Raw genomic sequence first — 23,556 nt, forward strand, 5'->3', positions numbered from 1 at the left:
AATGTCGCTTATCCGTCGTACTTTTCTGCAATCCCTCTTCGGTGGAAGCTTGGCTCTGGGTAGCGGCGCAGCTTTGGCGACGGAGGCAAAATCCGGAACCCCAGACGACACTTCCCCTTTGGTCATGGCTTTTCTGACCGACACCCACCAGCCGGCTGGCAACACCGATGTCATGAACCAGGTTGGCAAGCTGATCGATCAAATTCAAGCTCAGGAAACGGCCCCTCAGCTGTTTGTCTTCGGCGGCGACAACGTCATGTCGGTCGATGGTAACCAAAGCGACGAGCAAACCGACATCCAGTTTCGCCAGTGGAAAGAAAACGTCATCGATCGTTTGCAGGTTCCCAGTGTCAGCTGCATCGGCAATCACGATATCCGCTGGAAGGATCGCGATGCCGATAAACCGGAGGCTTACCAAGAAAAAGCCCGCGCGATCGAAACCTTTCAGATGCCAGCTCGCTACTACAGCGCCGATCATGGCGGCTGGACGTTCTTCTTGCTCGATACCTATCAGTACGAAGGTTGCGAAATCGACGAAGCGCAGTTTGCCTGGCTGGAAGAAGAACTGAAAAAGAGCGACAAGCCAGCCTTGGTCGTCACGCATGCTCCCTTGATGTCGGTTACTCACTTCTACGAACCATCGATCGACAAAGGGCTGGGCAAAGGTTATTCCATACCAGGCGGCTGGTCTCCGCAGCGACTCACTCAGATTCGTGACCTGTTTCGGCGCTATCCACGCGTGAAGCTATGCCTGAGCGGGCACATGCACACGGTCGACCGGTGCGATGTCGACAACACCACGTACATTTGTGGCGGAGCGGTCAGCGGCAATTGGTGGGGCAAGCAAGACTACCTTGGCTTCGCCCCGACATGGATCGAAGTGAAACTCTACCCCGACGGCCAATGGTCGCACCAGCAGCACGCCTGGACGTAGAACAACACTCAAGGAAAACCACGCGGCGCAACGGTAACCGTTACGCTGCGATGGTCGGAACCGATTGGGCCGCCGATTCGCTTCTTAGTGCAAACCAGGTCTTCCGTGATCAGGGCATGGTCGAGCGTCAGCCCCAAAGGAAAGATCGGCAACACATACCAGGTCGGTGTCACGTCGAAACCAATCGCGGCGCGACGCAGCCCAGAAAGCGGGTTGGCAATCTCCGCGAAGCAAGGAGACCATGGCGTTACGTTAAGGTCTCCGACCACGATGGTGGGCAAATTCTCTCGATGATCCTTCTTATGGATTAGCCGGGCGGCTAGTTCGTGCAAATGCTCGTTACGCGAGGCAAACCCAGCAGCACGAACAGGCGGCAAGGGATGTGTGCCGATGATGCGATAGCGATGATTGTCGACGGTAATCCTGGCTTCGATTGAATCGATCTTTTCATTCAATTGAAACACTTCGGTCGCGTCGAAGGGATATTTTGAGTAGAGCCCGATCCCGAAGTTCCCAAAGTCGCTTGGCCGCACCACGGCATGCGGATAGTGCGACTTCGTTCGCTGGCTGATCTCTGCTGCTTGCCAACTGGTTAACTCCAAAAAGACCAGAACGTCCGGGTCATCTTGAAGTGCATCCGTCAAAATAGCATTGATATTTTGATTCGAGGAAAGCACATTCGAGACCGTCACGGTAAGGTGACCTTCGGCGAGTGGCACGCCTTGCCCGCGAAATAAAGAAGCAAACGCAGGCAAATGAAACAGCAAACAAAGGGCGACCACCGCCATCCATTTCCACTCGTGATACAGACCACACACGGCCAGCAGAAACAGACCCAAGAGAACTTGCTGCACGCGTAGATTGGCCAGCAAATCGAACACCCAGTACCCCTGGGCAAAGAGGGTCAATAAGGTCAGGGCGACCAACAGAATGACCAGCAGCTTAGCACGAGCCCAAACGAAATCACGAATCTTTGGCCACCAAGACTTGGCAGAAACATCGACAGCCGCAGCTTCGTTGGTCACGATTCGATCTCGTACTCTTTCAACTTCTTGTGCAGCGTATTGCGATTGATCCCCAAGCGGGTCGCCGCTTTGGTTTGCACGTTGGCACAAGCGGTCATGACCTGAACGATCAGTTCCTTTTCCACCCGATTCACCACACGAGAATGCAAGTCTTCCGCTTCGGCATCGGCGTCTTGCAAACCTTGCTGAACGACCTCGAAGGCCAGCGTATCGAAGTTGGCCGGTCCGCGGCCCAGACTCATCGCCGAGCGGTTGTCGCCGCTGCGGATTTCTGGAGGCAGAAGGTCAAGCGTCAACTCGTCTCCTTCGGCCAAAACGACGGCCCGCTCGACGTAGTTTTGCAGTTCCCGCACGTTGCCGGGCCAGTTGTGATCTTGCAGCGCTTCCATCGCTTCGTGCTGGATATGTACCACATGTCGATCGTTCACTTCGCTGTAAACGTTCAAGAAGTGGGCGACCAATTCTGGGATGTCTTCGCGACGTTCTCTTAGCGGTGGAATTCGGATCGGCACGACGTTAAGTCGCCAGTACAAGTCTTCGCGAAACTTCCCTTCGCCGACTTCTTCCATCAAAAGACGATTGCTCGCCGCGATCACGCGCGTATCGACCCGAATCGTGGCGGTATCGCCCACGCGTTCGAACTCGCGTTCTTGTAGCACCCGCAACAGTTTGACTTGCAAATGGAGCGAGGTTGAGTTGATTTCATCGAGAAAGATCGTGCCGCCGTGAGCCGCTTCAAAACGACCGGTACGATTGCCGATCGCCCCCGTAAACGCCCCACGAACGTGACCGAACAGCTCGCTTTCGAGCAGGCTTTCGCTTAGCGCGCCGCAGTTCACTTTCACAAACGGCCCCGAGGCCCGCGTACTGAGCCGGTGAACCGAAGAAGCGATCATCTCCTTACCGGTTCCCGTTTCACCTAACAGCAAAACGGAAGCATTGGTTTGGGCAACCTTGCGAGTAAGGCGATACACATCCCCCATCGCCTTGCTCGATCCGATCAGGCCAGGAATAGGCGGTTCGGACCCCAAGGGTGCGTATTCAGGGGCATAACTGGATGTCGTATCGGAATACAGTCCCACAGTCATAACCTACAAGCCAATTTTGGCTGGTTGGTCGAAACGAACGTCTTGGGTCGGCGCCTCGAGGATGTCCAGAACCTTTCCCAATACAATCTGCGTTCCGGAGTCCAATTCCTCCGAATCGTTGTAGCGATCGTATTGGGTTACAATCTGATCTTTCGTCAAGAGAATGCCACGACGTGCAACCGCAGATTTAAACGCGGCCACACATTGCTCGCGGAAAGCAAGCGGGTGGAAAGGATCGCTCGCATATTCGACCAAGGCCATCTGCGCGGCAGGTGTTGCCAAGTTGCCCAGCAACTGTGCGATGGCCGAAGTGACATTGTCGTCTGCCAAACGGCGAATGGCGATCTCTTCCACTTTCGTAAAATCGTAGAAGGGATACCTCTCAGGTTTTTCCAACATCCGATTGATCGCTGCCAAAGCGAACTCGGCGTCCTCAGAGCGTTCCATGGCCGACACAATCAAGCGACCTTGCGAACCATAAAGCTGCTGCAACTGAAAGGAAAACCCTTTTTCATCATGCGGGCGAATGGTCGCTAAGGTGAGAGGATCTTTCATGGTGCTTAGCTCGAAAAATTCGAGCTGATCGATCGGCGCGACGACAGCAATCGGTAAGTCACCGGTGCGGCGATCTTTTCGCAAGACCTGAACGGTCTCCATCACTGGCAGGCGAGCGAGAGGCTTGCTGACAAAAATCACTTCGACATCCGCCGAGTTGTAAGCGGCTTGAAACAATTCTGCCCCGCCTGAAGTAGCCACCGCCTCGTAACCGAGACGTGACAACACGGCGGCCATGTCCTGACCGCGTTGCTCGTCTAACTCGCCAATAACGGCAACACGTTTTCCTTGGGCAGTGGTTAGAAAAGCCAGCATATCCATTAACTCGGACGAGCCAGCATACGGCCTTTGAGGATCGATCTGCAAAATAGCCTTCGCGGCAGCGCGACGAACGCGATAAACGGGCGATTGAAGTGCTTGAGCCAATGCACTCAGTCCACCATCCGACGCCACCAAAACGGAGGCATCTTGAGCACTCCCCAAAGTTTCGCAAGCAATGATCGCTGCTTGAGAGAACTTGCGGTGCTTAAGAGCACGAACCAATGCTTCTTGAATCACCGGTAGGCCGTACTCTTCGATCAGAACCTGAGGCTCGGCCTGTGATTCTTCCATTACGCCAGCTCGCTGCATCGCTGCCAACGCACGATTGATTTGAATGTCGCTATCCTCGGGGTCCAAACGATGTAAATCATCGAGCAGACGTCCGGCGGTAATCACTTCGGCATCCGCCAGCGGCATCGTTTTCAGCACGGCCTGTTTCGCGTCGTAATCCCAAACCCAGAGAGCCACATTCCCATCGTCATCGACAGGGAACATTGGATCGGAACCTAAGTATGCTTTTACACGACGGGAAAGGTAGTCCTTTACTTGGCTCGCGTCAGGCTGCCAGCCGCCGATCACATCGCAGTAGGCACCAATCTCAGCACGCAGATTGTCGTCGTCGGTGTAAATCATGCGTCCTACCACAAATTGGGCGGCCGCTTTTAAACGAATCTGCTTTACTACGTCGGCTAGTTGGGCCACCAAAAATTGGTTATCGCTGGCCAACGCCGCCTGTAGTGGGCCGTAGACATTTTGGTCGAGGCGGATCAGCATCTTCTTAGCTGCCGGATGCAAAGCTTGCTGGGCAGGATCGGCCAACACGGCGAACAATGGATTGGCCGCGTCAGGCCCTGCTTTGAGCAATTGCTCGATAGCCCGCTTCCGCACTACCGGATCGGCATCTCCTAGCTGATTTACTAAGGTCTTCAGCCGTGCCGGATCTTTTAAATAGTCGTCTAACTTCTTGAACAGCAAGGTGGCAGCTTCACCACCGATCGGCTGCAATGAATCTTCCGTTTGCAAACGCATCATGCTGCCTGCACCAAGCTCACGATACGCGGCAACGACCTGATCTTGCTTGGGGTTACCATCGATCAGTTTTTGCAGATAAGCCTTAGCGAGATCGTCACGGTCCAAGTCGTGTGTTAGCAAAATGGCCCGCACTAGTTCGGTTGGCGTGGCTGGATTCGACTCTTTGATTGCGGCTATTGCTGGCGAATCCACAGGCGGAGCTGGTTCCGCTGGGGCTTCTTCCATCGGCTGCTGTGCTGGCATAACACCTGCGACGGCCAAAACCAACAGCATGGCAAATAGAGAGGCAATCTTGATCAAACGTTCCATAAGATCTTCGCAACGGTGGTGGGGTAGCATACTAAACGATGCCTGATCCTTGGCAACGAGATAAGTCCTAGGCAGTTAAAGTGCCCCCAATTCCAAAGGACAGACTTGCCATTGGCAAGTGGGGAGGCGTCCGCGAAAAAGGCACTCTAGCCCAATTCTAATTGCTCCTTCCAACGAACAACTTGCTTTTTTACTTCCTCAGGCGAGGTAGAGCCATAACTACGGAACGCGGCTACGGCTTTGGCAACACCCAAGACATCATAAACGGTCTCATCCAGTGAATCGTTAACCGCCTTAAAATCGGCCAAGGGCAATTCAGCCAAACGGCATCTCTTATCCATCGCGGTAGCCACCAAGCTACCGATCTGATGATGGGCAGTCCGCTGGGGGGTTCCCTTGCCGATTAGGTATTCCATTAAGGTAGTCGCGTCGAGGAACCCATCTTCCAGACGCGAGTTGATCGATTCAGTATTCAACTTTGCCCCGGCAACAATCGAAGCCGCCAAATCGAGCGAAAGATGAACCGTATCGACAGAATCGAATAGCCGTTCCTTGTCTTCCTGCAAATCGCGGTTGTAGGCCAACGGCAGTCCTTTGATAAGCACCAGCAACGCCTGCAGGTTCCCAATCACGCGGGCCGATTTCCCTCGAATCAGCTCGCAGACATCGGGATTGATCTTCTGCGGCATGATCGAACTGCCGGTGCAAAACTGTTGCGGGATCTGAATGAATTTGAATTCAACACTCGACCACAACACCCATTCGTCGGCCCAAACGCTGAGATGTTCGGCGATCATCGTCAGGCAAAACGCATATTCCACAACGAAATCGCGATCGCTCGAAACGTCAATACTATTGGCCGCAACTCCCTCGAAACCGAGCCGCTGGGCCACGTTTTCGCGATCGATCGGGATCGTCGTTCCGGCCAGTGCGGCCGTTCCCAGGCTGCAAACATTGACTCGCCGACGACAATCGGCCAAACGTTCACGGTCTCGCTGCAGCTTCTCGGCATAGGCCAGCCAATAGTGGGGAGCGAGAACCGGCTGAGCCCTTTGCATGTGTGTGTAAGCAGGCAGAATGATGTCGATATCGGCGTCGCACCGACCAACAAACGCAACCTGGAGCTGCTTGAGCAATCGGTCGGTTTCGTCGATGGCATCCCGCACCCACAACCGTGCATCGGTAGCGACCTGATCGTTACGGCTGCGTCCTGTGTGCAGCTTTCGCCCGACATCTCCCAGCCGGTCGACCAGGGCACTTTCGATATTCATGTGAACATCTTCCAGCTTTTCGTCAAACTGAAAGTCGCCGTTATCGATCTCGCCTTTGATCAGCGAGAGGGCCGTGGTGATCTGGGATGCCTCTTCTGTGGTCAAAACGCCCACATCGGCTAGCATTTGAGCATGCGCAATCGATCCACGGATGTCCTGAGCATACAACCGATGATCGAAGCTGATGCTTTCGGTGAATTTTTCGACCCGTGTGTCGACTGCGGAGTTGAAAACACCGCTCTGTGAGGGACTGTTCCGCGACAAGGTTGCCTCAGAATTATGCAAGAATAGAAGTACGTCCAAAACCGTAAACCACTTAAATGCTAAGTGGATCGGTGTGTACTGTCAACGTACTCGGCTAACGGCTGCGCAGTTATTAAGCATTACTCAGCAAGAATCGCGAAGCCTCGATCGATACAGCCGGAATGATGCGCGCAATCATCGACAAGCTGGACGATTATTGGGCATCAGGCCACCAAAGCCAAAACTTTCGACTTATCACTAAACTTCCCGCTTTTCCCTTTTTTCCACAACAACAGCCTCCGCCAGGGGAAGCGATCTCCTTTCCTGTTGCTCATCCCAAGAGCAGCTCCCCACCTCTCGACTCCTACTTACGGCTTGCCGAACACAGCCAAGCCCTGGCCGCTTATCTGGCTTACACGACCCGCTGAGGAACCCCTTAGAGCGGAATTAGCTGAAAGGAAAATGAGCTACAAGAAATAGATCGCACACATTAACTGTTTGTATGTGGGGAGTTAGGGTGCCAAAGCTATCACCGCCCCTTGTTATCGCGAGACGCGTAGGGTTAAATTGGTGGGATTTTGCACATCAATCAGCCGAAAACAGGGCGCAGCGTGCGTCCGATGAACTTCCACTTCAGCCAAGGACTGACCCTCCAGTGCCGCGACGCGACGATATCAAAAAGATCTTGATTATTGGTTCCGGTCCTATCGTGATCGGCCAGGCCTGCGAGTTCGATTATTCTGGCACCCAGGCCTGCAAAGCGCTTCGAGAAGAGGGTTACGAGGTCGTATTGGTGAATTCCAATCCGGCCACCATCATGACCGACCCAGACACGGCCGATGCCACCTACATCGAGCCGCTGACGGCGGACATCCTGGAAAAGATCATCGCCAAGGAACGCCCCTGCGCACTTTTGCCGACGCTTGGCGGCCAAACAGGCCTAAACCTGGCGATGGACCTGGACAAGCTAGGGATTCTCGAGAAGTATGGCGTCGAAATGATCGGTGCCCGGGCCGATGTCATCGCCAAAGCGGAAGAACGCGAGCAGTTCAAACAGGCGATGGATAAGATTGGCCTGGAAGTCTGCCGCGGAGCCACGGTTCACACGGTTGCCGAGGCACGAAAAGTCCTCGAGGATGTTGGCCTGCCGGCGGTCGTTCGCCCCAGCTTCACCATGGGTGGCTCTGGCTCCAGCATCGCCTACAACCGGGAAGAGTTCGACAGCCTGGTTCGCAACGGGCTCGACCAATCGCCGGTCACGGAAGTGCTGATCGAAGAATCGATCATCGGCTGGAAAGAGTACGAAATGGAGGTGATGCGCGACAAAGATGACAATGTCGTGATCATCTGCTCGATCGAAAACTTCGACCCGATGGGGGTTCATACCGGCGACTCGATCACCGTCGCTCCGGCCCAAACGTTGACCGACAAAGAATACCAGCGAATGCGCGACGCTTCGCTGGCCGTGATTCGGGAAATCGGCGTCGAAACAGGGGGCTCGAACATTCAGTTCGCCTGCGATCCTACCTCGGATCGCATGATCGTCATCGAAATGAACCCGCGCGTCAGCCGTAGCTCGGCGTTGGCGTCGAAGGCGACCGGTTTCCCGATTGCCAAGATCGCCGCCAAACTGGCCGTCGGTTATCGCCTGCACGAATTACCCAACGATATCACCCGCGAAACGCTGGCCTGCTTCGAGCCGTCGATCGACTACGTGGTGACCAAGATCCCCCGTTTTGCCTTCGAGAAATTCCCCGAGGCAGACAGCACACTGACGACGCAAATGAAAAGTGTCGGCGAAACGATGGCGATCGGGCGAACCTTCAAAGAGTCGTTCCAAAAAGCCCTGCGTGGCCTGGAAGTGGGCCGCTTTGGGTTCGGTTGCGATGGCAAGGATCTGTGGGGCACCGACGAGCAGCCTGCCGAAGACGAAATCCGGGCGAAGCTGGCCAAGCCGAATGCCGAGCGTCCTTGGTATTTGCGTTACGCCCTGAAATCAGGCATGACCGTCGCCCAACTGTACGACATCACCGGCATCGATCCTTGGTTCGGCGATCAGATGAAACAGCTGGTCGAGTGCGAGGACGAACTTGATGCGGTCGGCAACATCAACAACATCAGCGACGAACTACTGCGGAAAGCCAAACGATGGGGCTATTCCGATCGCCAACTTTCCACGCTACTCAACAGCAGCGAACTGGAAGTCCGGAGCGAACGAAAGAAACGGGGCATCGTCGCCACATTCAAATCGGTTGATACCTGTGCTGCCGAATTTGAAGCCTACACCCCGTACTACTACTCGACCTACGAAACGGAAGACGAAGTTCCCGCCAAGGATCCCGGCCAGAAGCGGATCATGATTCTCGGCGGTGGCCCGAACCGAATCGGGCAGGGGATCGAGTTCGACTATTGCTGCTGCCACGCCAGTTTCGCCCTGAAAGAAATGGGCATTCAATCGGTAATGGTCAACAGCAACCCAGAAACGGTCAGTACCGACTACGATACGTCCGACCTGTTGTTCTTTGAACCGCTGACAACCGAAGACGTGTTGAACATTTGCGATCGTGTGCAGCCTGATGGCGTGATTGTACAGTTCGGCGGGCAAACTCCGCTTAACCTTGCTCGTGGCCTGTCCGCCGCTGGCGTTCCGATCATTGGCACCAGTGTCGATACGATCGATGCGGCAGAGGATCGCGAACAGTTCCAACAACTGCTACATCGCTTGAACCTCAAGCAGCCAGCCAATGCAATCGCACGCAACATGAGCCAGGCCCGGGCCGAAGCGGCCAAGGTTGGCTACCCCGCTTTGGTTCGTCCCAGCTTTGTGCTGGGTGGTCGCGCGATGGAAATCTGCTACGACGACAAACAGTTCGAGCGATTCGTGGCCGAAGCCTTCCTGGTTGCTCAAGGGCAACCGGTGCTGATCGACCGCTTCCTAGAAGACGCCACGGAAGTCGATGTCGACTGCATCAGCGACGGCGAGAACGTGATTGTCGCCGGGGTAATGGAACACATCGAAGAAGCAGGCGTGCATAGCGGGGACTCGGCTTGTGTGATTCCTCCATACAGCTTGCCTGGCCCAGTCGTGCAGGAAATTCGCGAGGCAACCATTGCCATGGCGAAGTACCTGAAAGTGGTTGGCTTGATGAATGTTCAGTTTGCGGTCAAAGCAGAAGACGGCAAAATGAACGTCTACGTTTTGGAAGTGAACCCGCGAGCCAGTCGCACGGTTCCATTTGTAGCCAAGGCGACCGGAATGCCGGTTGCCAAGATTGCCGCCAAGGTCATGGCCGGCTGCACGCTGCCGGAACTTGGTATCACCGGCGAACCGATTCCGGCGCACGTTTCGATCAAGGAATCGGTCTTCCCGTTCCGCAAGTTCCCAGGCGTCGACATCGTGCTTGGCCCCGAGATGCGTTCGACCGGCGAAGTGATGGGGATCAGCGAACGTTTCTCGCTGGCATTCGCCAAGTGTCAACTTGCCGCTGGCGTGGTCTTGCCGCTGCCGAAAGATGGCAAGATCTTTGTGAGCGTCTCAGGTCGCCACAAAGACCAAATCGCCGACATCTCGCGCCGCCTTCGCGATATGGGTTACGAGCTTCTCGCCACCGACGGCACGGCCCGTCGTTTGGAAGAGGCAGGCGTCCAAGCTCAGCGAATCAAGAAGCTGGCCGAAGGACACCCGAACCTTTTAGACCAAATGATCGACGGCAATGTCTCGCTGGTGATGAACACGCCCAACGGCAAAGGGGCCCGTACCGACGAAGGCCGCATCCGCGCCGCCGCCGTGCAACATGGCATCCCTTGTATCACCACCATCCAAGCTGCCGAAGCCGCCACCAAGGCGATGGAAGCTTTGCGAGAAGAAGAAATGAACGTCGAGTCCCTACAAGACCGCTTCCGCGATGTGCGAATGCAACAGACGACGTAAGCTTCGACCGATTCATTCAGGCAACTATAGCGGGATAGTGTGCAGCTTGACTCTGCCACTATCCCTTTTTCATGCGCGCTCACACTAGCAGTCTGTTGATTTTCTGCTTCGTGAGCGAGTGATTGAGATTGGAGCGAGTGCAAGGCGTGAATCCGCAGGCATATCCACAAGATATGTCGAGGAATTCACAACGCCGCAATCGGCCCAAGCTCAATAACGTAGCCGATCTGAGAAATTCAACAGGCTGCTAGGCAAGCCTGACCAAACGTTGGACACCAACCCAAATTTCTCGTAGCGTATTGATCAGAGGCCAGTGCGTACTCTGAGGTAACGAGATGACCAGCGCTGAACCCAACCCGTATGTTTCGCCAGTCGATCGAAAGCCACTCGACGAGACTTCGTCCTACGGGCAAGCTATCGCCCGGATATTCTCTCTCGGAATCTTCAGTGCTTCTCTGCTGCCAACGCTCTACATTCTGTATGGCCTTAGCGTTCACTACGACTTTCTGTTGGCCCATCCCCATCGAAGCTATCGCCCCTTGCTCATTGTGTTCGGGCTGCCTCTCTCGATCGTCACAGTGTTCTTGCTGGCCATTGCGGCGGTCATTTTTACAGTGCTTGGGTGTGAAAAGGATGCCGCCCTAATACTAAATCTAGGGATTCCGCTAAGCATTCTCCCGTTTGCTTTAAGCATCCTCGGTCCGCTGGTAATCTGCTTATTAACGGGAGCCTCGCTGGGCAGCTAACGCTTTCCATGCGTTCCCAAAGTCTTCGCGAACCTGCAGCCCGGTTTTGGTGTCGCAGAGCAGATGCAAGCAACGGGATTAGCATTTGTTTTTAGTACGATTGAGAGCCGTGTCATGGACGTCCGCAAATTCAACCGCGAAGCCTGGGACCGAGATGTTGAGAACCAGGATCGCTGGACCATTCCCGTTTCGCCTGAGGAAGTCGCCCGGGCCAGAGCAGGGGAGTGGTCGCTGATTCTGACGCCGACCAAACCAGTGCCTCGGCATTGGTATCCCGAGCACATGGAAGGTTGCCAGATCTTGTGCCTCGCTTCCGGAGGTGGACAACAAGGTCCTATCTTGGCGGCGACCGGGGCGGACGTGACCGTGTTCGACAACTCGCCGAAGCAGCTAGGACAAGACCGCCTAGTCGCCCAGCGCGATGGGCTTTCCCTGAAAACGGTAGAAGGCGACATGGCCGATCTCAGCTGCTTTGCGGACAAGCAGTTCGATTTGATCTTTCATCCCTGCTCGAACTGTTTTGCGGTCGATATCTTACCGGTCTGGCGGGAAGCGTTTCGCGTGCTGAAGCCTGGCGGTCAACTGCTGGCAGGCCTCAGCAATCCGGTACGCTATCTCTTCGACGAGGCTGCCCAGGACAATCGAAATGAATTGGTCGTGCGGCATAAGATTCCCTATTCCGACGTATGCGACCTGACCGCCGAAGAATTGGAACATTACAAGCAGATTCGCCCGCTGCAATTCGGACATACGCTGGAGAACCAAATCGGTGGTCAGCTGGCGGCAGGCTTTGTGCTGGTGGAAATGTTTGAAGACCGTTTCGACGAAAGTGATCTTATTTCACGCTACCTCGATACGTTCATCGCCACACGAGCGATCAAGCTGAAGTCGCCTGACTAGTCGAGCTGAGGCAGCGGATCGGCGCGTTTGGCTTGCTCTTCCATCAACGTGCGAACGGAGGCGTTGGCCGATTCCCAGTTACCTTCCATGGCATTGCTGGCGATCTTTTTCAACCACGCTGCCTCTTGTTCGGGAAGTTCGCCAGCGATCTGCGATTGCTCGACCATGCTGACAATCTTCTCGATCTTAGCGGTACTCCTGCCGTTACAGGCAGCGAACAACGCCATCGCATAGTCGTACCCTTTGTCGCTAATCTCTCCGTAGCTAGGACGTGATAACCACCAAGCAAAGCCACCAACAACCACCACGCCGGCCAAGACAACCAGCGTAATATTACGTGTCGAGTTTTCCATCATCAAAGTCCATTCCCAGAGATGACTTCCCCTTCGTTCATACTGGCAAGTTCCGCTGCCAGCATTAAATCGATCGTTTCCGGCTGGAAGCCGACCGAACCGTCCCCCATCAGCACATTGCCTCCGCCAGGATGATCCGAAACCATCTGCCCAACGTGCAGCGTAGGGAAGTTCATCGGGTGAATGATGGGCGAACCGGTGATATCAAGCTCGCCGCCGGAGGGCCCAACGTGCATCAAAATCAACGTGGCGGCTGCATCCGGTCCGTTTTCCGGCGTGGAAATCCGTGGATGGGTGAAAGCCCCAGGAATCGCCCCAACCCAAGTTTTATCGCTGACCCGCGAGGTATGCTCGCTGATGAATAGCGTATTCGTCGTGCCGTCGGTCACGTCGCGAAAGCGGACTCGCGAATTGCGATAAAAAGGCCCATCGGCCACATTCGCGGCGTTGCCGTTGACCTGAACCGTCTTCGTTGTTCCGGTATAGATGTTGGTAAAAATCACCCCACTGGGAGACGCGCCACACTCTCCCCAGCATGATTCCTGGCCGTGGCTGGCGATGTAATTTGATCGCCCGATAACAATGGGATCACCGAAACGAGTTAGGGCATTTCCGGACGCATCGCGCACGGTAAATGGTTGGCTGTCACCACTTGAAGAAGGACAGAGATACGCTTCCAAACGCGTCGAAATCAACGGTCGGTTCGCTGCGTCCCAAATCGGTCGATCCAGGCGTAGGCTATCCGTGATAACTCGCTGCTCCATGAACGGCAAAATCAGCGTTGCCCATCCCCAGCCAGGTGCGGCATCCCAGGTTTTCGAATCGATCGCCGCCCAACCTGGGGCGCTGCCGTTTTGTGTGGCGTAGGAGACATAGCCGGAAGGAAAAACGCCGTGCGTACCGGCATAGTTATGAACCGCCAAACCGATTTGCTTGAGGTTATTCGAGCATTGCATTCGCCGCGCGGCTTCGCGAGCTTGCTGCACCGCTGGCAACAGCAAAGCAACAAGCACCCCAATAATGGCAATGACAACTAGCAACTCCACCAAAGTAAACCCTGAGGGCAACTTGGCCGTGCCTCGATGGACCGCACCCCGTATTTTCATATCTGCAAAATCCAATATTTGTCATAGCTCAATATTTTTTTTGAGCTATCAAAATACAAGACGAAGTCAGTGGATGTCAATAGACTTTGCTTTGCTGAAGAAAACACCCACGGCAGAAGGAACGCGTCACTCACGGTCCCTTAGAAAGAACTTCAAGCTGGGAGCTATTAAATTTCCGCGACCACTTCGCGACCAATTTTGACTTGGATTTTCCCCGATTCGAGATCAAAGCTAATGACTCGTCCTGAATTGCCGCCCACATGTTCGGCCAAGATCGGAATGCGGAGTTCGCGGAGCATCTCTTGAGACTTCTCGATATTACGGCGACCGACGTCCTGGGTGTTGGTTCCCCCTTTAAACATATTCGAGCCGCCACACAGCTTGGCCACAATGGCTCGGCGGCGTGCTCCTCGCTTGCTCAAGGTATCGAGCATGAAGGGAATCGCGCTATCAACAAAGCGGCCAGGCTGCTTCATTTCGCCTCGGCATTCGCTTAGCATCGCGTGAGCAAGCGAACCATGCTGGGTGTCACGACACCAGAGAGCGATACCCACACAACTCCCCAGCAACGTTTCTAACGAATCTGGTGAGCTTCCAGCCTCGATCCCGGCCATTGGCACGCGAATCGATTGCCTTTTAAGGTTTGCTGTTGCCATTTTATGCCTGCCCCATTCCGATTTCGGAGATATTCCCGAGCAACATCGAGTGCCAGGAAATCTAGCTCAAAATGGGCTAACGTTTCAGGGACGACATTATTTCCCCGTAACATTACCCAGACTTAATCTTGCTCCCAGCACAAACAAAGGAATAATTCGCTCTGTAACGATAAAAACGACGCCCCTGGCAGATCGATAACAGCCAGGGAAATTGTATTAATAAACGCAAGACAGCCCAAACAATAACTCAAGTGCTTGCAATTCAATATTGATTTTGCGTTGATAAATTGGTGTTAAATACTTTACAAGTTGCTCAGGCGCTGATAATCTCCGCTTGTAGAACCATCACGCACTTATAAAGATCTGTCATGGCGAAAAAGAAGGCAAAACCAGCCCCACCCGCGGATAACAAGAATCGAATTCCGCGTAAGGAACCTTACGATAGCGACCGCATGGCGAATGTGGTGGAACGCTTGCGAGAACAGGCCGGTCGACTCTCACAGCTCGCTCGCACCTTAGATGACGCCGATATCGATGAGGTCGTGATTGATGGCCATGCGATGCTTTTGCGTGGCTTGAACCAGATCGACAACTTCGCCGACAATGCAGCCCGCGCGGTTCGCGAAGCACGCACAATGAAGTTCGGCTAATACGCCCACGCGAATACTATCTTGCATTCCCAATCCGGTGATATGCTTGCGCTGGTATAGGTTAACGCTCGTGTGAGTATGTGTCGTGTAGAAGCTCGACACATGCGGCCGCACCCTACAAAGCCACATTCTGCGAATACAGCACAAGCAGGTTGTGAAAGAACTTCAAGGATTTGTCCGCGGAGAGGCAATGACTCGAAAACCGGTCTCTTGGGGTGCAGTGGGCTGGCTGACTCTACTTGGCTTGATGCTGCTGATTCCGCTGATGGGAATCCTCATCGATCAAGCGACCGCCCTCACTTCGCTAGTGTTTCCCGTATTCACCGGGGCAATCCTTGGGGCAGCTACGCTTCTGGTCGCCCGACACCTTCGCTGGCATCCTTGGTCGTGGTCGTTTGTCTTGGGAACTTGGGCTTTATTCCTGATTCTGTTCCATCGCCAGATTGGCTTGCTGCTGCTTGGTAGCGGCCTCGGAGTCGCGCTGACGCACTTTCGCGTTCCCGTACTTCAGGCAACAAGCAAAGCGTTTACCTGGGGCATGGAACGCCTGAAGCGAGCCACCAAGCAAGCGAAGTAGAGCCTTGACCGCAATTACCGCGTCACTCACTCGCAGGCTCGTCCGCCGCGCCCTTTTGTGACTCCTCGTCGGACGACCGCTTCCAAAGCGTCTCGATCAGACGGTACCCTTCCGGGTCGTGTTCTTTCAACTCAGCATTGTTGAAAGGGTAAAAATCGTTGCTGCCAAAATAGGCTTCGGTAGTTTCGGCGAAATACTCTTTGTGATTTTCCAAAGCGTAATGCTTACGCTTGCTGCCGTTGATATGCAGCACTTCCTCGTAGCCGCCTCCTTTTTTGGCCGAATTGTAGGCTTCGATCACCTGCGGATCGTCGAAACCTAACTCGCGATCATGAAAGCCGTGCGCGAGTTCGTGCAACAACATAAACGGCTGACGATGCGTCCAATCCAGAAAGGTTTTCGCGCTGGTGATCTCGACGCACTTTTCTTTTTCCACAAGAAAGCCGTTCTCTTTCAGCCAATCGACATCCGGATGATAGCATGCGCACGGGCTATCCTTCGTGTTTTCATTTTCGAGCCAGATCGGAATCTTTTGCAGATCGGTCAACGCTGGCTTCGGGATGCAACGGGTGACCTCGTAAAGCTGGTGATCTAGCATTTCCAATGCCGCGTCGCCGGTCTCTTTGTCTTCGCGAAGCAGCGTTTTATGGACATACACATCCCAGCCCCGGATGTTGGTCAGGTGATAAGCACTCACCGGATCAGGCTTCGCTGGGGCAGCTTCGTTTACTTCCGCACCAACCAACGCCGTAAGAACGACTAACCAACACATAAACGACTACTCCAGGAAAGAACCGCAAAATCGTCTCTTACCAGAATAGCTCAGTCAGGCAGGCAGAGCAAAACCAGCCAGGACGCTACTTGGCCGAATACTGCTCGGCATACTCAACGATCCACAAATCGATCAAGTCCCGGAAATCGGCTTCGTTGACTTCGCTGAGCTTCTCGAAGTGGCTTCGATTGAAGAGTTCTTTATTCCGGACCGTCCCCTTGGCAACCAATTCCAAGACGTGGACCGAGGAATAAGGTTTGATCGCCATCTCCAGTCGGCTATACAAATTCCGACGCTTGCCGCTGCCCAGATCGATATCGTCTCGCACGCAAGCACCGCCCCAGCCTTTGTCCCCGAAGAGAGTTTCGTACTCAAAACCGGGAAAGTAATTGGGCAGTTTTTCCAAGCACTGGGCGATATAGTCCGACAGCTTCAAACGCAGACTTCCATGCAGTTCGCGACACTGCTCTTCTGAAAGAGCGGCCTCGGCGGCAGCGCGTCGTTTCATGTCGTTGCGTTTCTCGCCACGTTCGATGGCGCGCTTCAATCGATCTTCAAAGTCGGACATTTGCACCTTTTAACCTACCGAGAATCATGAGACCGGGAACTTTCCATTATGCCTCCCCCAGGCGATAGAAAAAACCACGGCCCCACCAGAACACCGTATCGCCGCCTCACCATCTATCGATTTTTCTGCTTCGTGAGCCGAGTTTTAAGTCGTGCGGAGAGATTCGACCGGTCTAGCGACGTTTCTGCTGGCCTTGCTTCTGCCACAAGCGAATCACCTCGCGGCTAACACTTAAGACGGTCACAATCAGCATTGGGGCCGCTAGCGTCACGAACAAGAAGCCAAATCGTTTCGGCAGCAGACCTTGCTCCCCTTCGTTCAGCATCAAGTGCCCCATCAAAAACGCGACACTCAACAGCCCCGTGGCGAACATGATGGTGGCGATACCAAACCGAGGCCGCCACGGCCGGGCGAGTTCTTTTTCTTCCACGATCTCGGCTAGATCGTCATCGTCGAAGAGGGGATCGCTGCCCATAATACCTAAGGTGCCGCCACAAGCATGGGGTCGTGAAGAGAATAAATCCGGTTTAACAGATCATCCTGAGTCAGGCCGTCTGACATTGGTATCATCATATACTTGCCCAGCCGACTGCAACAATCCAACACAATTTGACGCGAATTAGGGGAAGCAAAGCCATATTTACACGGTTCGTGACCGGTAATGAACAAATCGACGCCCAATTGCTGAGCCAGATGGTCGGCGTTCTCTTGCCGAAAATCACGCCCCCAGACCATGCGGTGCAACGAACCACCACACGAACGATCGTGAACATTCAACTCGCGATCAAAGATCGAGATATCAAACGGCTCGGCGTCACAATGCTTGGGCAAGCTATGCGTTACCAGGATTTGCTGGCCTATTCGAATGGCTATCGGCAAGCTGGCTAAAAACTCAAGCTGGGCGGCTCGAATCATCGGCACCGCATCACCGTACATCTGTCCCATGCCACAGCGAAACATGAGGTTGAGCATCTTGCCCCCCTTCATGATGGGGTAATCGGTCAGTTCAGCCAGTTCGTGATTAGAAATCAGGAAATGAACCTGATGAGGAAACTCGACAATTAGCTGAGCAATATCTTCCAGCATCAAGTGCGACATGCACCCGCCCGCCTTGGGATAAGTAGGTCCGCCGTGGCAGACTTCCTGAAAAACGAGGTGGCGGTTCGGGTGGGCACCGAGATCAGCGATTTCCATGATTCGCCGGAAATTGGTGCGATTGCCGTGCAGGTCGGCCGTCACCATCACATCTTCGGTGTTCGACTTATCTAACTGGACGACGTTGCCTTTTCGCAGCGGCGAACTACGTAAAATTCGCCCAGCTTCCTGGTAAGTCCTGGCGGTCTTCTCAGCGACTTCAGCAGCAACACACATGAGCTTCAGTAAGAAAGAGCAAATAGGAAAACAAAAGAACCGGCACACTTTTATTGTTGTCAGTTCGCTCGGGCGAGGCAAACAGGAATCTTGTCACGATCCTTTATGCCGGTTTTTCCGCCAAAGCTGCACACCCCTCTAAAGCCTAGGTGCTTTCTCAGGCAATTCACCTCTTTCTTTCAAGGGGTGTGGGTAAATCGAAGCCTATATTTGCAATGAACTCATCTCCATGCTTCCCTTGTCCCGCTGATCGAAAATGAACGTAGACCGACGAAACTCCATGCGATTCGCCGTCACACCCACCCGGGTCAAAGCCCGGTTGCAGATCGGTCGCGATTGGTACAAGGCCGAACTTTTAGACGAATCGATGGCCGGTTTTGCCCTGTCGGTCGAGATTCCACGCCGTAAACTGGGCGAAAAAGGCTTCACTTGCGAAGCGGAATGTCCTTTTTTTGGTGAAATCGCCCGGCTTTCGATCGACAAACATTCCCAATACGAAATCCAAATCATCAGCATCGTTCCCCGCGAGGACGAGTCGTCTTCCTCGACACGTTCGCGGGCAAGCTTGCGTCTGGGAACCCGCGTCGTGCGCGAGATTTACCAAGAAGATCGCAACTCACTCGGCCGAAATTTACGATTGACCGCTGTCCTGGTCCTTGCCACGCTCTTTTCCTTTTATTGCACGGCGCACTCGTATTCTGGACAACTAGCCGCGATGATCCCCCACGCCGAAGCCAGCTTCGGTCAACTATCTGCCTTCTGGCCTAACGCCAACTCTCCCCAGCGCGTCTGGAAGCACGAGATCGCTTATGCCACCACGCACGGTTTTGTCATCCCTGGCACTCCTGAGATGGATCACCTTTTAGCCATCAGCCAGTCGCAAACTTCGCTACAGCGGGTTCAAAAATTGCTTCTCTTCCAGCAGGATAGCCCTTTTCTGCGGCAAATGAATCTGAACCCCAGCCAACTTCGCGAGGTGCGTAAGATCGCGATGGAAGCCCACGCCGAGATGCAGGGGCTCTGGCAACAACTGCAAAATCACCACGAAATCTTACAACAACAACTCACTGAACTGCTGGTCACCTTGGAAACACGTATTTTGGCGAACCTTACGCCAGTCCAAGCTGAAATGTGGACTCACGCCCAACTTGGCTAAACAATCCCGCTAGCAACGCGACATTCTTTCGCCCAGCCCAAGCCTGCTCAGCCCTAATTCTTTACCAGCCGGGTGGGATTGGCACGATTTGTTCAATTTTCACGATCTTGAGGCCGATCAATCCTACTGGACCGGCCTTACGACACTGGGCTGGTTCGAAATGGCATTGCCACAATCGGCTTGCCGTTTCCGCGTCTATGACCCGAATGACCCAACGCAGTGCCCGTTTCCGTGCGAGGAAATACGACATGAATCGCTTGTTCTTCATCTTGGCAGCCGTCTGCCTTTTAGCCGGTAGCGGTTGCTGCCATCACATCGGGTCGAGCCCCTGCAACAACCCGACCAGCGTCAGCGCTCCTCCGCCAGCCGTTCAAGGTGGTGGCAGTGCTCAAGTCACATACCCCTACTACACCACGCGTGGCCCGCGAGACTTCCTCAACCCGGCCCCGATGGACATCGGCTACTAATGCCAAGCCGGTAGGGCTAAAGAACACGAAGACGAAGGTGCCGCTTTCTGGAGAGTGGGAAGCGGCACCTTTTTTTGCGCGCAAATGATTTTTCGCAGGCTTTCCGGCAAGCGGGAAAGCATCTTACGCAACCCTTAAACATTCCCTGAATTGTGCTTTCAAGCCACCCAAATTGGGTTTCTAAGCGCAAACACAAGAAACGTCCGTTAAATATGGGCACAGATCTTCACGCTAATCCTTGACAAGTGCGATTGGGGCCCCTATGTTGCCGTGCTGGTATCATCGATACAAAATATCGCTTTAGTCAAACAGCATTTGCGCTTACGTCATTTCTCCGACGAGCAAATTTGCGACAGCTCCTACCCAGGCATCCCATGGATACGACAATCGTCACGGACCTTCAAATCGTCGCCCGTGAAGTTGGTATTCCTCTCGAAAAAGTCCAGCGCACCGTCGACCTGCTCGACGATGGCAACACCGTTCCATTCATCACGCGGTATCGCAAAGATGAAACCGGTGGGTTGGATGAAGAGCAGATCCGCGCGATTCAAAGCAGTACAACCAAGCTGCGTCAATTGAACGAGCGAAAACGGACCATCCTCAAGTCGATCCAGTCGCAGGAAAAGCTGACGGAAGAACTTGCCGACCAGATCCGCAAGGCTCAAACCCAAAAGCTGCTGGAAGATCTCTATCTTCCGTTCAAGCCAAAGAAGCAAACCCTGGCGACCCAGGCCCGCGAACGCGGTCTCGAACCGCTCGCCCTGGAAGTTCTGGGCGATGTCGAAGAAGCCAAAGACCTTTCAGCCCGCGCTACGGCATTTGTCGATGCCGAGAAGTCCCTGGCCGATGTCGACGCCGTCCTGCAAGGCGTCGGCTACATCATCGCTGAATCATTCTCGGAACATGCCCTGTTGCGAGGCCGTCTGCGAAAGCTTTTCTGGAAAACAGGCCAGCTAACCAGCACGCGGATCGAGAACGGCGGCCAAGATGATAAAAACGACGAAGAAGAAGATTTCGAACATTCGAGCGACGATTCGGACGTAACTGCGGAAGAAACCGCCACGCCCGAGCAAGCCCCCGACGACACCCCGTCGGAAACACCCGAAACGGCTTCCGCCGACGACACCAGCGCCGAGGCAGCCCCCGCCAGCCCGGCTCCTGCGAAGAAGGAAGGGGGCAAAAAGCCTACCATCCAAGAGATTCGTCGCGAAAAACGAAAGCGTCAAAAGGAAAAAGAACGCGCCAAGAAGGACAAAGCCTTCCGCGATTACTACGACTACCACGAGCCGGTCTCGAAGATTCCACCTCATCGCGTGCTGGCGATCAATCGTGGCGATCGGACCCGCTTCCTCAAAGTCCGCATTGAAGTCGACTTCGACAAAATCACGAAAACGTCGGAAGATACGGTCATTCCAGAAGGACATTCGCACGCTGCTTATTTGAAGCAAGTGTTGCGAGACAGCCTAAATCGACTGATCATTCCCAGTATCGAACGGGAAATTCGCCGCGAACTGACTGAAAAGGCCGAAACGCACGCCATCGAGGTGTTCGCCTGTAACCTCCGCAAGCTGCTGCTTCAGCCGCCAGTACGAGGCAAGCGCGTATTGGCCATTGATCCTGGTTTCCGCAGCGGTTGCAAGTTGGTCGCGATCGACCCGTTTGGCAACGTCATGGGGACCGGCGTCATTCACTTGATTGGCCCGCAAGATCGCGTCGAAAAGAGCCGTTCGCGTATTGTCGAAATGATCAAGCAGTACGACGTGCAGATAGTTGCGATTGGCAACGGCACGGCCTGTCGCGAGACCGAGCAAATCGTCGCCGGGGCGATTACTAACGAGTTGAAAGATCGAGATCTCTGCTATCTGATTGTCAACGAAGCTGGGGCTAGTGTTTACTCGACCAGTGAACTGGGCCGCGAGGAATTCCCCAAGTTCGACGCCACGATCCGAGGCACAATCAGCATCGGTCGTCGCCTGCTCGATCCTCTTTCGGAACTGGTCAAGATTAACCCGTCGAACATCGGCGTGGGCTTGTACCAGCACGACGTGAAAGCCAAGCATCTCCGCGATTCGCTGGACGATGTGGTCGAGTCTTGCGTGAACTACGTCGGCGTCGACGTCAACACGGCCAGCCCGGCCCTCTTGAGCTACGTCTCAGGACTCAACCAGCTGACTGCTCGGCGCATTTACGAGCATCGCCAAGCCAACGGTCCGTTCCGCTCGCGAGAAGAAATTCGCGAAGTCGCCGGTATCGGTGAAGCCACGTTCGTGCAAGCTGCTGGGTTCTTGAAGGTCGTGCCGACCGAAAATCCGTTGGACGCTACCTGGATTCACCCGGAAAGCTATGACGTTGCCACCCAGCTTCTCGAAAAGCTCGGCTGTTCGCTGACCGAAGTCTTGTCGACGGTTCCTTCGCCCCCGCCGATCAAACCGAAGACGCCAGCGAGTGCGCTGTTGGCTCCAGAGCCGGAAGCAGAGACGCCCGCCGAGGAAACGCCTACCGAAGAAGCCGCGGCTGTTGAGGCTCCGGCTGAAAACGCGGAAGCACCGGCGAGCGAAGAACATTCAGCCCCCAGCGAAGTCGCCGAAACGGTTGCTTCTGCTGAGCCTGCTGAAGACGCAGAAGCTTCGTCCGAGGCCGAACCTGCAGCGACGGACAGCAGCGAAGAAACGGCCACCACCGAGCCAACTGCATCCGACGAAGAAACAACCGCCGAACCACCAGCTCCGCAGCCGGTGCCAGTGGAAATTGCCGCGTCCGACGAACAGCACAAACAGCTGGTCGCCAAGATCACTTCGGCCAACGTCGAGCAACTGGCCGAAGAGCTGAACGTGGGTGTTCACTTGGCTCGCGACATCCTGGGGGCCCTTTCCCGGCCTGGTCGCGACCCGCGTGCCGATTTCCCACCACCGCTGTTCCGCCGAGGCGTGCTGAAGCTGGAAGACCTAGAGCCCGGCATGGAAATGATGGGCACCGTGCTGAACGTCGTCGACTTCGGTGCGTTCGTCGATATCGGTCTGCATGACAGCGGCATGGTCCATATCAGCCGGCTGGCGGACCGCTATGTGGGCGATCCCCATGAAGTGGTCAGCGTCGGCGATGTGCTGCGTGTGTGGGTTATAGAAATCGACCGCGAACGTCGCCGTGTCTCGCTCACCGCGATCGATCCCGCCAAGGAAGTTCCCAAGTCGGAAAAGCCACAGCGGCACAGCAATCGCCAACAGCGTACCGACCGCCCCCAACGCCCCAAGCAGCAGCAAAAGTCTGGTCACAAGCCACACGGCGGGCACGGCAAGGGGAAGCAAGGTGGCGGCAAGCCTCGTCATGGCGAGAAGCGTGGCAAACCGAAACCAGTGAAGCCACTGACCGACGCGATGAAGGAAGGCAAAGAACCGCTCCGCTCGTTCGGCGACCTGCAACAGTTCTTCCAAATGCAGAAGGACGACAAGAAAAAGCCCAACGGAAAGTAATTTCCCGGCAGCGATCCACACCAATAAAAAAAAGGGCTCGAACTTTCGAGCCCTT

Annotated in this window: 21 protein-coding genes; 10 read left to right on the plus strand and 11 right to left on the minus strand. The window is 54.7% G+C overall.

What is annotated here, in order from left to right; genetic code table 11:
* Position 1 precedes the first annotated feature (1 nt).
* Positions 2-934, plus strand: a complete 933-nt coding sequence (locus DTL42_RS24915; protein ID WP_114373444.1) for a metallophosphoesterase family protein — start codon at positions 2-4, stop codon at positions 932-934.
* An 8-nt stretch (positions 935-942) separates the two neighbouring features.
* Here the strand turns inward: DTL42_RS24915 and DTL42_RS24920 are convergent, their stop codons facing one another.
* The 4 genes from DTL42_RS24920 to argH form a co-directional block, all read right to left on the minus strand.
* Positions 943-1,959, minus strand: coding sequence for an endonuclease/exonuclease/phosphatase family protein (locus tag DTL42_RS24920; RefSeq protein WP_114373446.1), 1,017 nt, complete (start codon positions 1,957-1,959; stop codon positions 943-945).
* The gene (locus tag DTL42_RS24925; protein ID WP_234824373.1) at positions 1,956-2,942 is read right to left on the minus strand and encodes a sigma-54-dependent transcriptional regulator; all 987 of its coding nucleotides are present in this window, start codon (positions 2,940-2,942) and stop codon (positions 1,956-1,958) included. Before DTL42_RS24925 ends, DTL42_RS24920 begins: the two co-directional genes overlap by 4 nt.
* A 108-nt stretch (positions 2,943-3,050) precedes the next feature.
* Positions 3,051-5,264 (minus strand): hypothetical protein, encoded by a 2,214-nt coding sequence (locus DTL42_RS24930; protein WP_114373451.1) that lies wholly within the window; start codon positions 5,262-5,264, stop codon positions 3,051-3,053.
* Between the two features lie 146 nt (positions 5,265-5,410).
* Positions 5,411-6,799, minus strand: a complete 1,389-nt coding sequence (gene argH / locus DTL42_RS24935) for an argininosuccinate lyase (protein ID WP_114373453.1) — start codon at positions 6,797-6,799, stop codon at positions 5,411-5,413.
* A 161-nt stretch (positions 6,800-6,960) separates the two neighbouring features.
* Between argH and DTL42_RS24940 the strand changes: the two genes are divergently transcribed.
* The 4 genes from DTL42_RS24940 to DTL42_RS24955 all read left to right on the plus strand — a co-directional run bounded on the left by DTL42_RS24940 (position 6,961) and on the right by DTL42_RS24955 (position 12,355).
* Positions 6,961-7,206 (plus strand): hypothetical protein, encoded by a 246-nt coding sequence (locus DTL42_RS24940; RefSeq protein WP_114373455.1) that lies wholly within the window; start codon positions 6,961-6,963, stop codon positions 7,204-7,206.
* 227 nt (positions 7,207-7,433) lie between these two features.
* Positions 7,434-10,709 (plus strand): carbamoyl-phosphate synthase large subunit, encoded by a 3,276-nt coding sequence (carB, locus tag DTL42_RS24945; RefSeq protein ID WP_114373457.1) that lies wholly within the window; start codon positions 7,434-7,436, stop codon positions 10,707-10,709.
* A gap of 335 nt (positions 10,710-11,044) precedes the next feature.
* Positions 11,045-11,455, plus strand: a complete 411-nt coding sequence (locus tag DTL42_RS24950; protein WP_114373460.1) for a hypothetical protein — start codon at positions 11,045-11,047, stop codon at positions 11,453-11,455.
* Positions 11,456-11,569: 114 nt separating this feature from the next.
* Complete coding sequence (locus DTL42_RS24955; protein WP_114373462.1) at positions 11,570-12,355, plus strand: class I SAM-dependent methyltransferase; 786 nt, start codon at positions 11,570-11,572, stop codon at positions 12,353-12,355.
* Here DTL42_RS24955 and DTL42_RS24960 read toward each other — a convergent pair.
* The 3 genes from DTL42_RS24960 to DTL42_RS24970 form a co-directional block, all read right to left on the minus strand.
* Positions 12,352-12,711: a hypothetical protein gene (locus DTL42_RS24960; protein WP_114373464.1), complete on the minus strand. Its 360-nt coding sequence runs from the start codon at positions 12,709-12,711 to the stop codon at positions 12,352-12,354. The genes DTL42_RS24955 and DTL42_RS24960 overlap by 4 nt on opposite strands.
* Positions 12,711-13,814 (minus strand): DUF1559 domain-containing protein, encoded by a 1,104-nt coding sequence (locus DTL42_RS24965; protein ID WP_114373466.1) that lies wholly within the window; start codon positions 13,812-13,814, stop codon positions 12,711-12,713. The genes DTL42_RS24960 and DTL42_RS24965 overlap by 1 nt, the downstream gene beginning before the upstream one ends.
* Positions 13,815-13,981: 167 nt before the next feature.
* Positions 13,982-14,470 carry a chemotaxis protein CheD gene (locus DTL42_RS24970; protein WP_114373469.1) on the minus strand — a complete coding sequence of 163 codons (489 nt, stop codon included), beginning with the start codon at positions 14,468-14,470 and terminating at the stop codon, positions 13,982-13,984.
* A gap of 368 nt (positions 14,471-14,838) precedes the next feature.
* On the opposite strand from DTL42_RS24970, the gene DTL42_RS24975 reads away from it, so the two are divergent.
* Positions 14,839-15,120: a hypothetical protein gene (locus DTL42_RS24975; protein WP_114373471.1), complete on the plus strand. Its 282-nt coding sequence runs from the start codon at positions 14,839-14,841 to the stop codon at positions 15,118-15,120.
* A 190-nt stretch (positions 15,121-15,310) separates the two neighbouring features.
* On the plus strand, positions 15,311-15,697 hold the full coding sequence (locus DTL42_RS24980) for a hypothetical protein (protein WP_114373473.1): 387 nt from the start codon (positions 15,311-15,313) through the stop codon (positions 15,695-15,697).
* Positions 15,698-15,719: 22 nt separating this feature from the next.
* Here DTL42_RS24980 and DTL42_RS24985 read toward each other — a convergent pair whose 3' ends face one another.
* From DTL42_RS24985 to DTL42_RS25000, 4 genes are all read right to left on the minus strand, one after another.
* Positions 15,720-16,469: a hypothetical protein gene (locus DTL42_RS24985; RefSeq protein WP_114373475.1), complete on the minus strand. Its 750-nt coding sequence runs from the start codon at positions 16,467-16,469 to the stop codon at positions 15,720-15,722.
* Positions 16,470-16,554: 85 nt separating this feature from the next.
* Positions 16,555-17,037, minus strand: coding sequence for a hypothetical protein (locus DTL42_RS24990; protein ID WP_114373477.1), 483 nt, complete (start codon positions 17,035-17,037; stop codon positions 16,555-16,557).
* A gap of 172 nt (positions 17,038-17,209) precedes the next feature.
* Positions 17,210-17,512 carry a hypothetical protein gene (locus tag DTL42_RS24995; RefSeq protein ID WP_114373479.1) on the minus strand — a complete coding sequence of 101 codons (303 nt, stop codon included), beginning with the start codon at positions 17,510-17,512 and terminating at the stop codon, positions 17,210-17,212.
* A gap of 5 nt (positions 17,513-17,517) precedes the next feature.
* Complete coding sequence (locus DTL42_RS25000) at positions 17,518-18,408, minus strand: metallophosphoesterase (RefSeq protein ID WP_114373481.1); 891 nt, start codon at positions 18,406-18,408, stop codon at positions 17,518-17,520.
* A 280-nt stretch (positions 18,409-18,688) separates the two neighbouring features.
* Between DTL42_RS25000 and DTL42_RS25005 the strand changes: the two genes are divergently transcribed.
* The 3 genes from DTL42_RS25005 to DTL42_RS25020 all read left to right on the plus strand — a co-directional run bounded on the left by DTL42_RS25005 (position 18,689) and on the right by DTL42_RS25020 (position 23,501).
* Positions 18,689-19,564, plus strand: a complete 876-nt coding sequence (locus DTL42_RS25005; RefSeq protein WP_114373483.1) for a hypothetical protein — start codon at positions 18,689-18,691, stop codon at positions 19,562-19,564.
* A 248-nt stretch (positions 19,565-19,812) separates the two neighbouring features.
* Positions 19,813-20,031, plus strand: coding sequence for a hypothetical protein (locus DTL42_RS25015; RefSeq protein ID WP_114373487.1), 219 nt, complete (start codon positions 19,813-19,815; stop codon positions 20,029-20,031).
* Between the two features lie 374 nt (positions 20,032-20,405).
* Complete coding sequence (locus DTL42_RS25020; RefSeq protein ID WP_114373489.1) at positions 20,406-23,501, plus strand: Tex-like N-terminal domain-containing protein; 3,096 nt, start codon at positions 20,406-20,408, stop codon at positions 23,499-23,501.
* Positions 23,502-23,556 lie beyond the last annotated feature (55 nt).

It is taken from the genome of Bremerella cremea (assembly GCF_003335505.1).
Taxonomy (GTDB): domain Bacteria; phylum Planctomycetota; class Planctomycetia; order Pirellulales; family Pirellulaceae; genus Bremerella; species Bremerella cremea_A.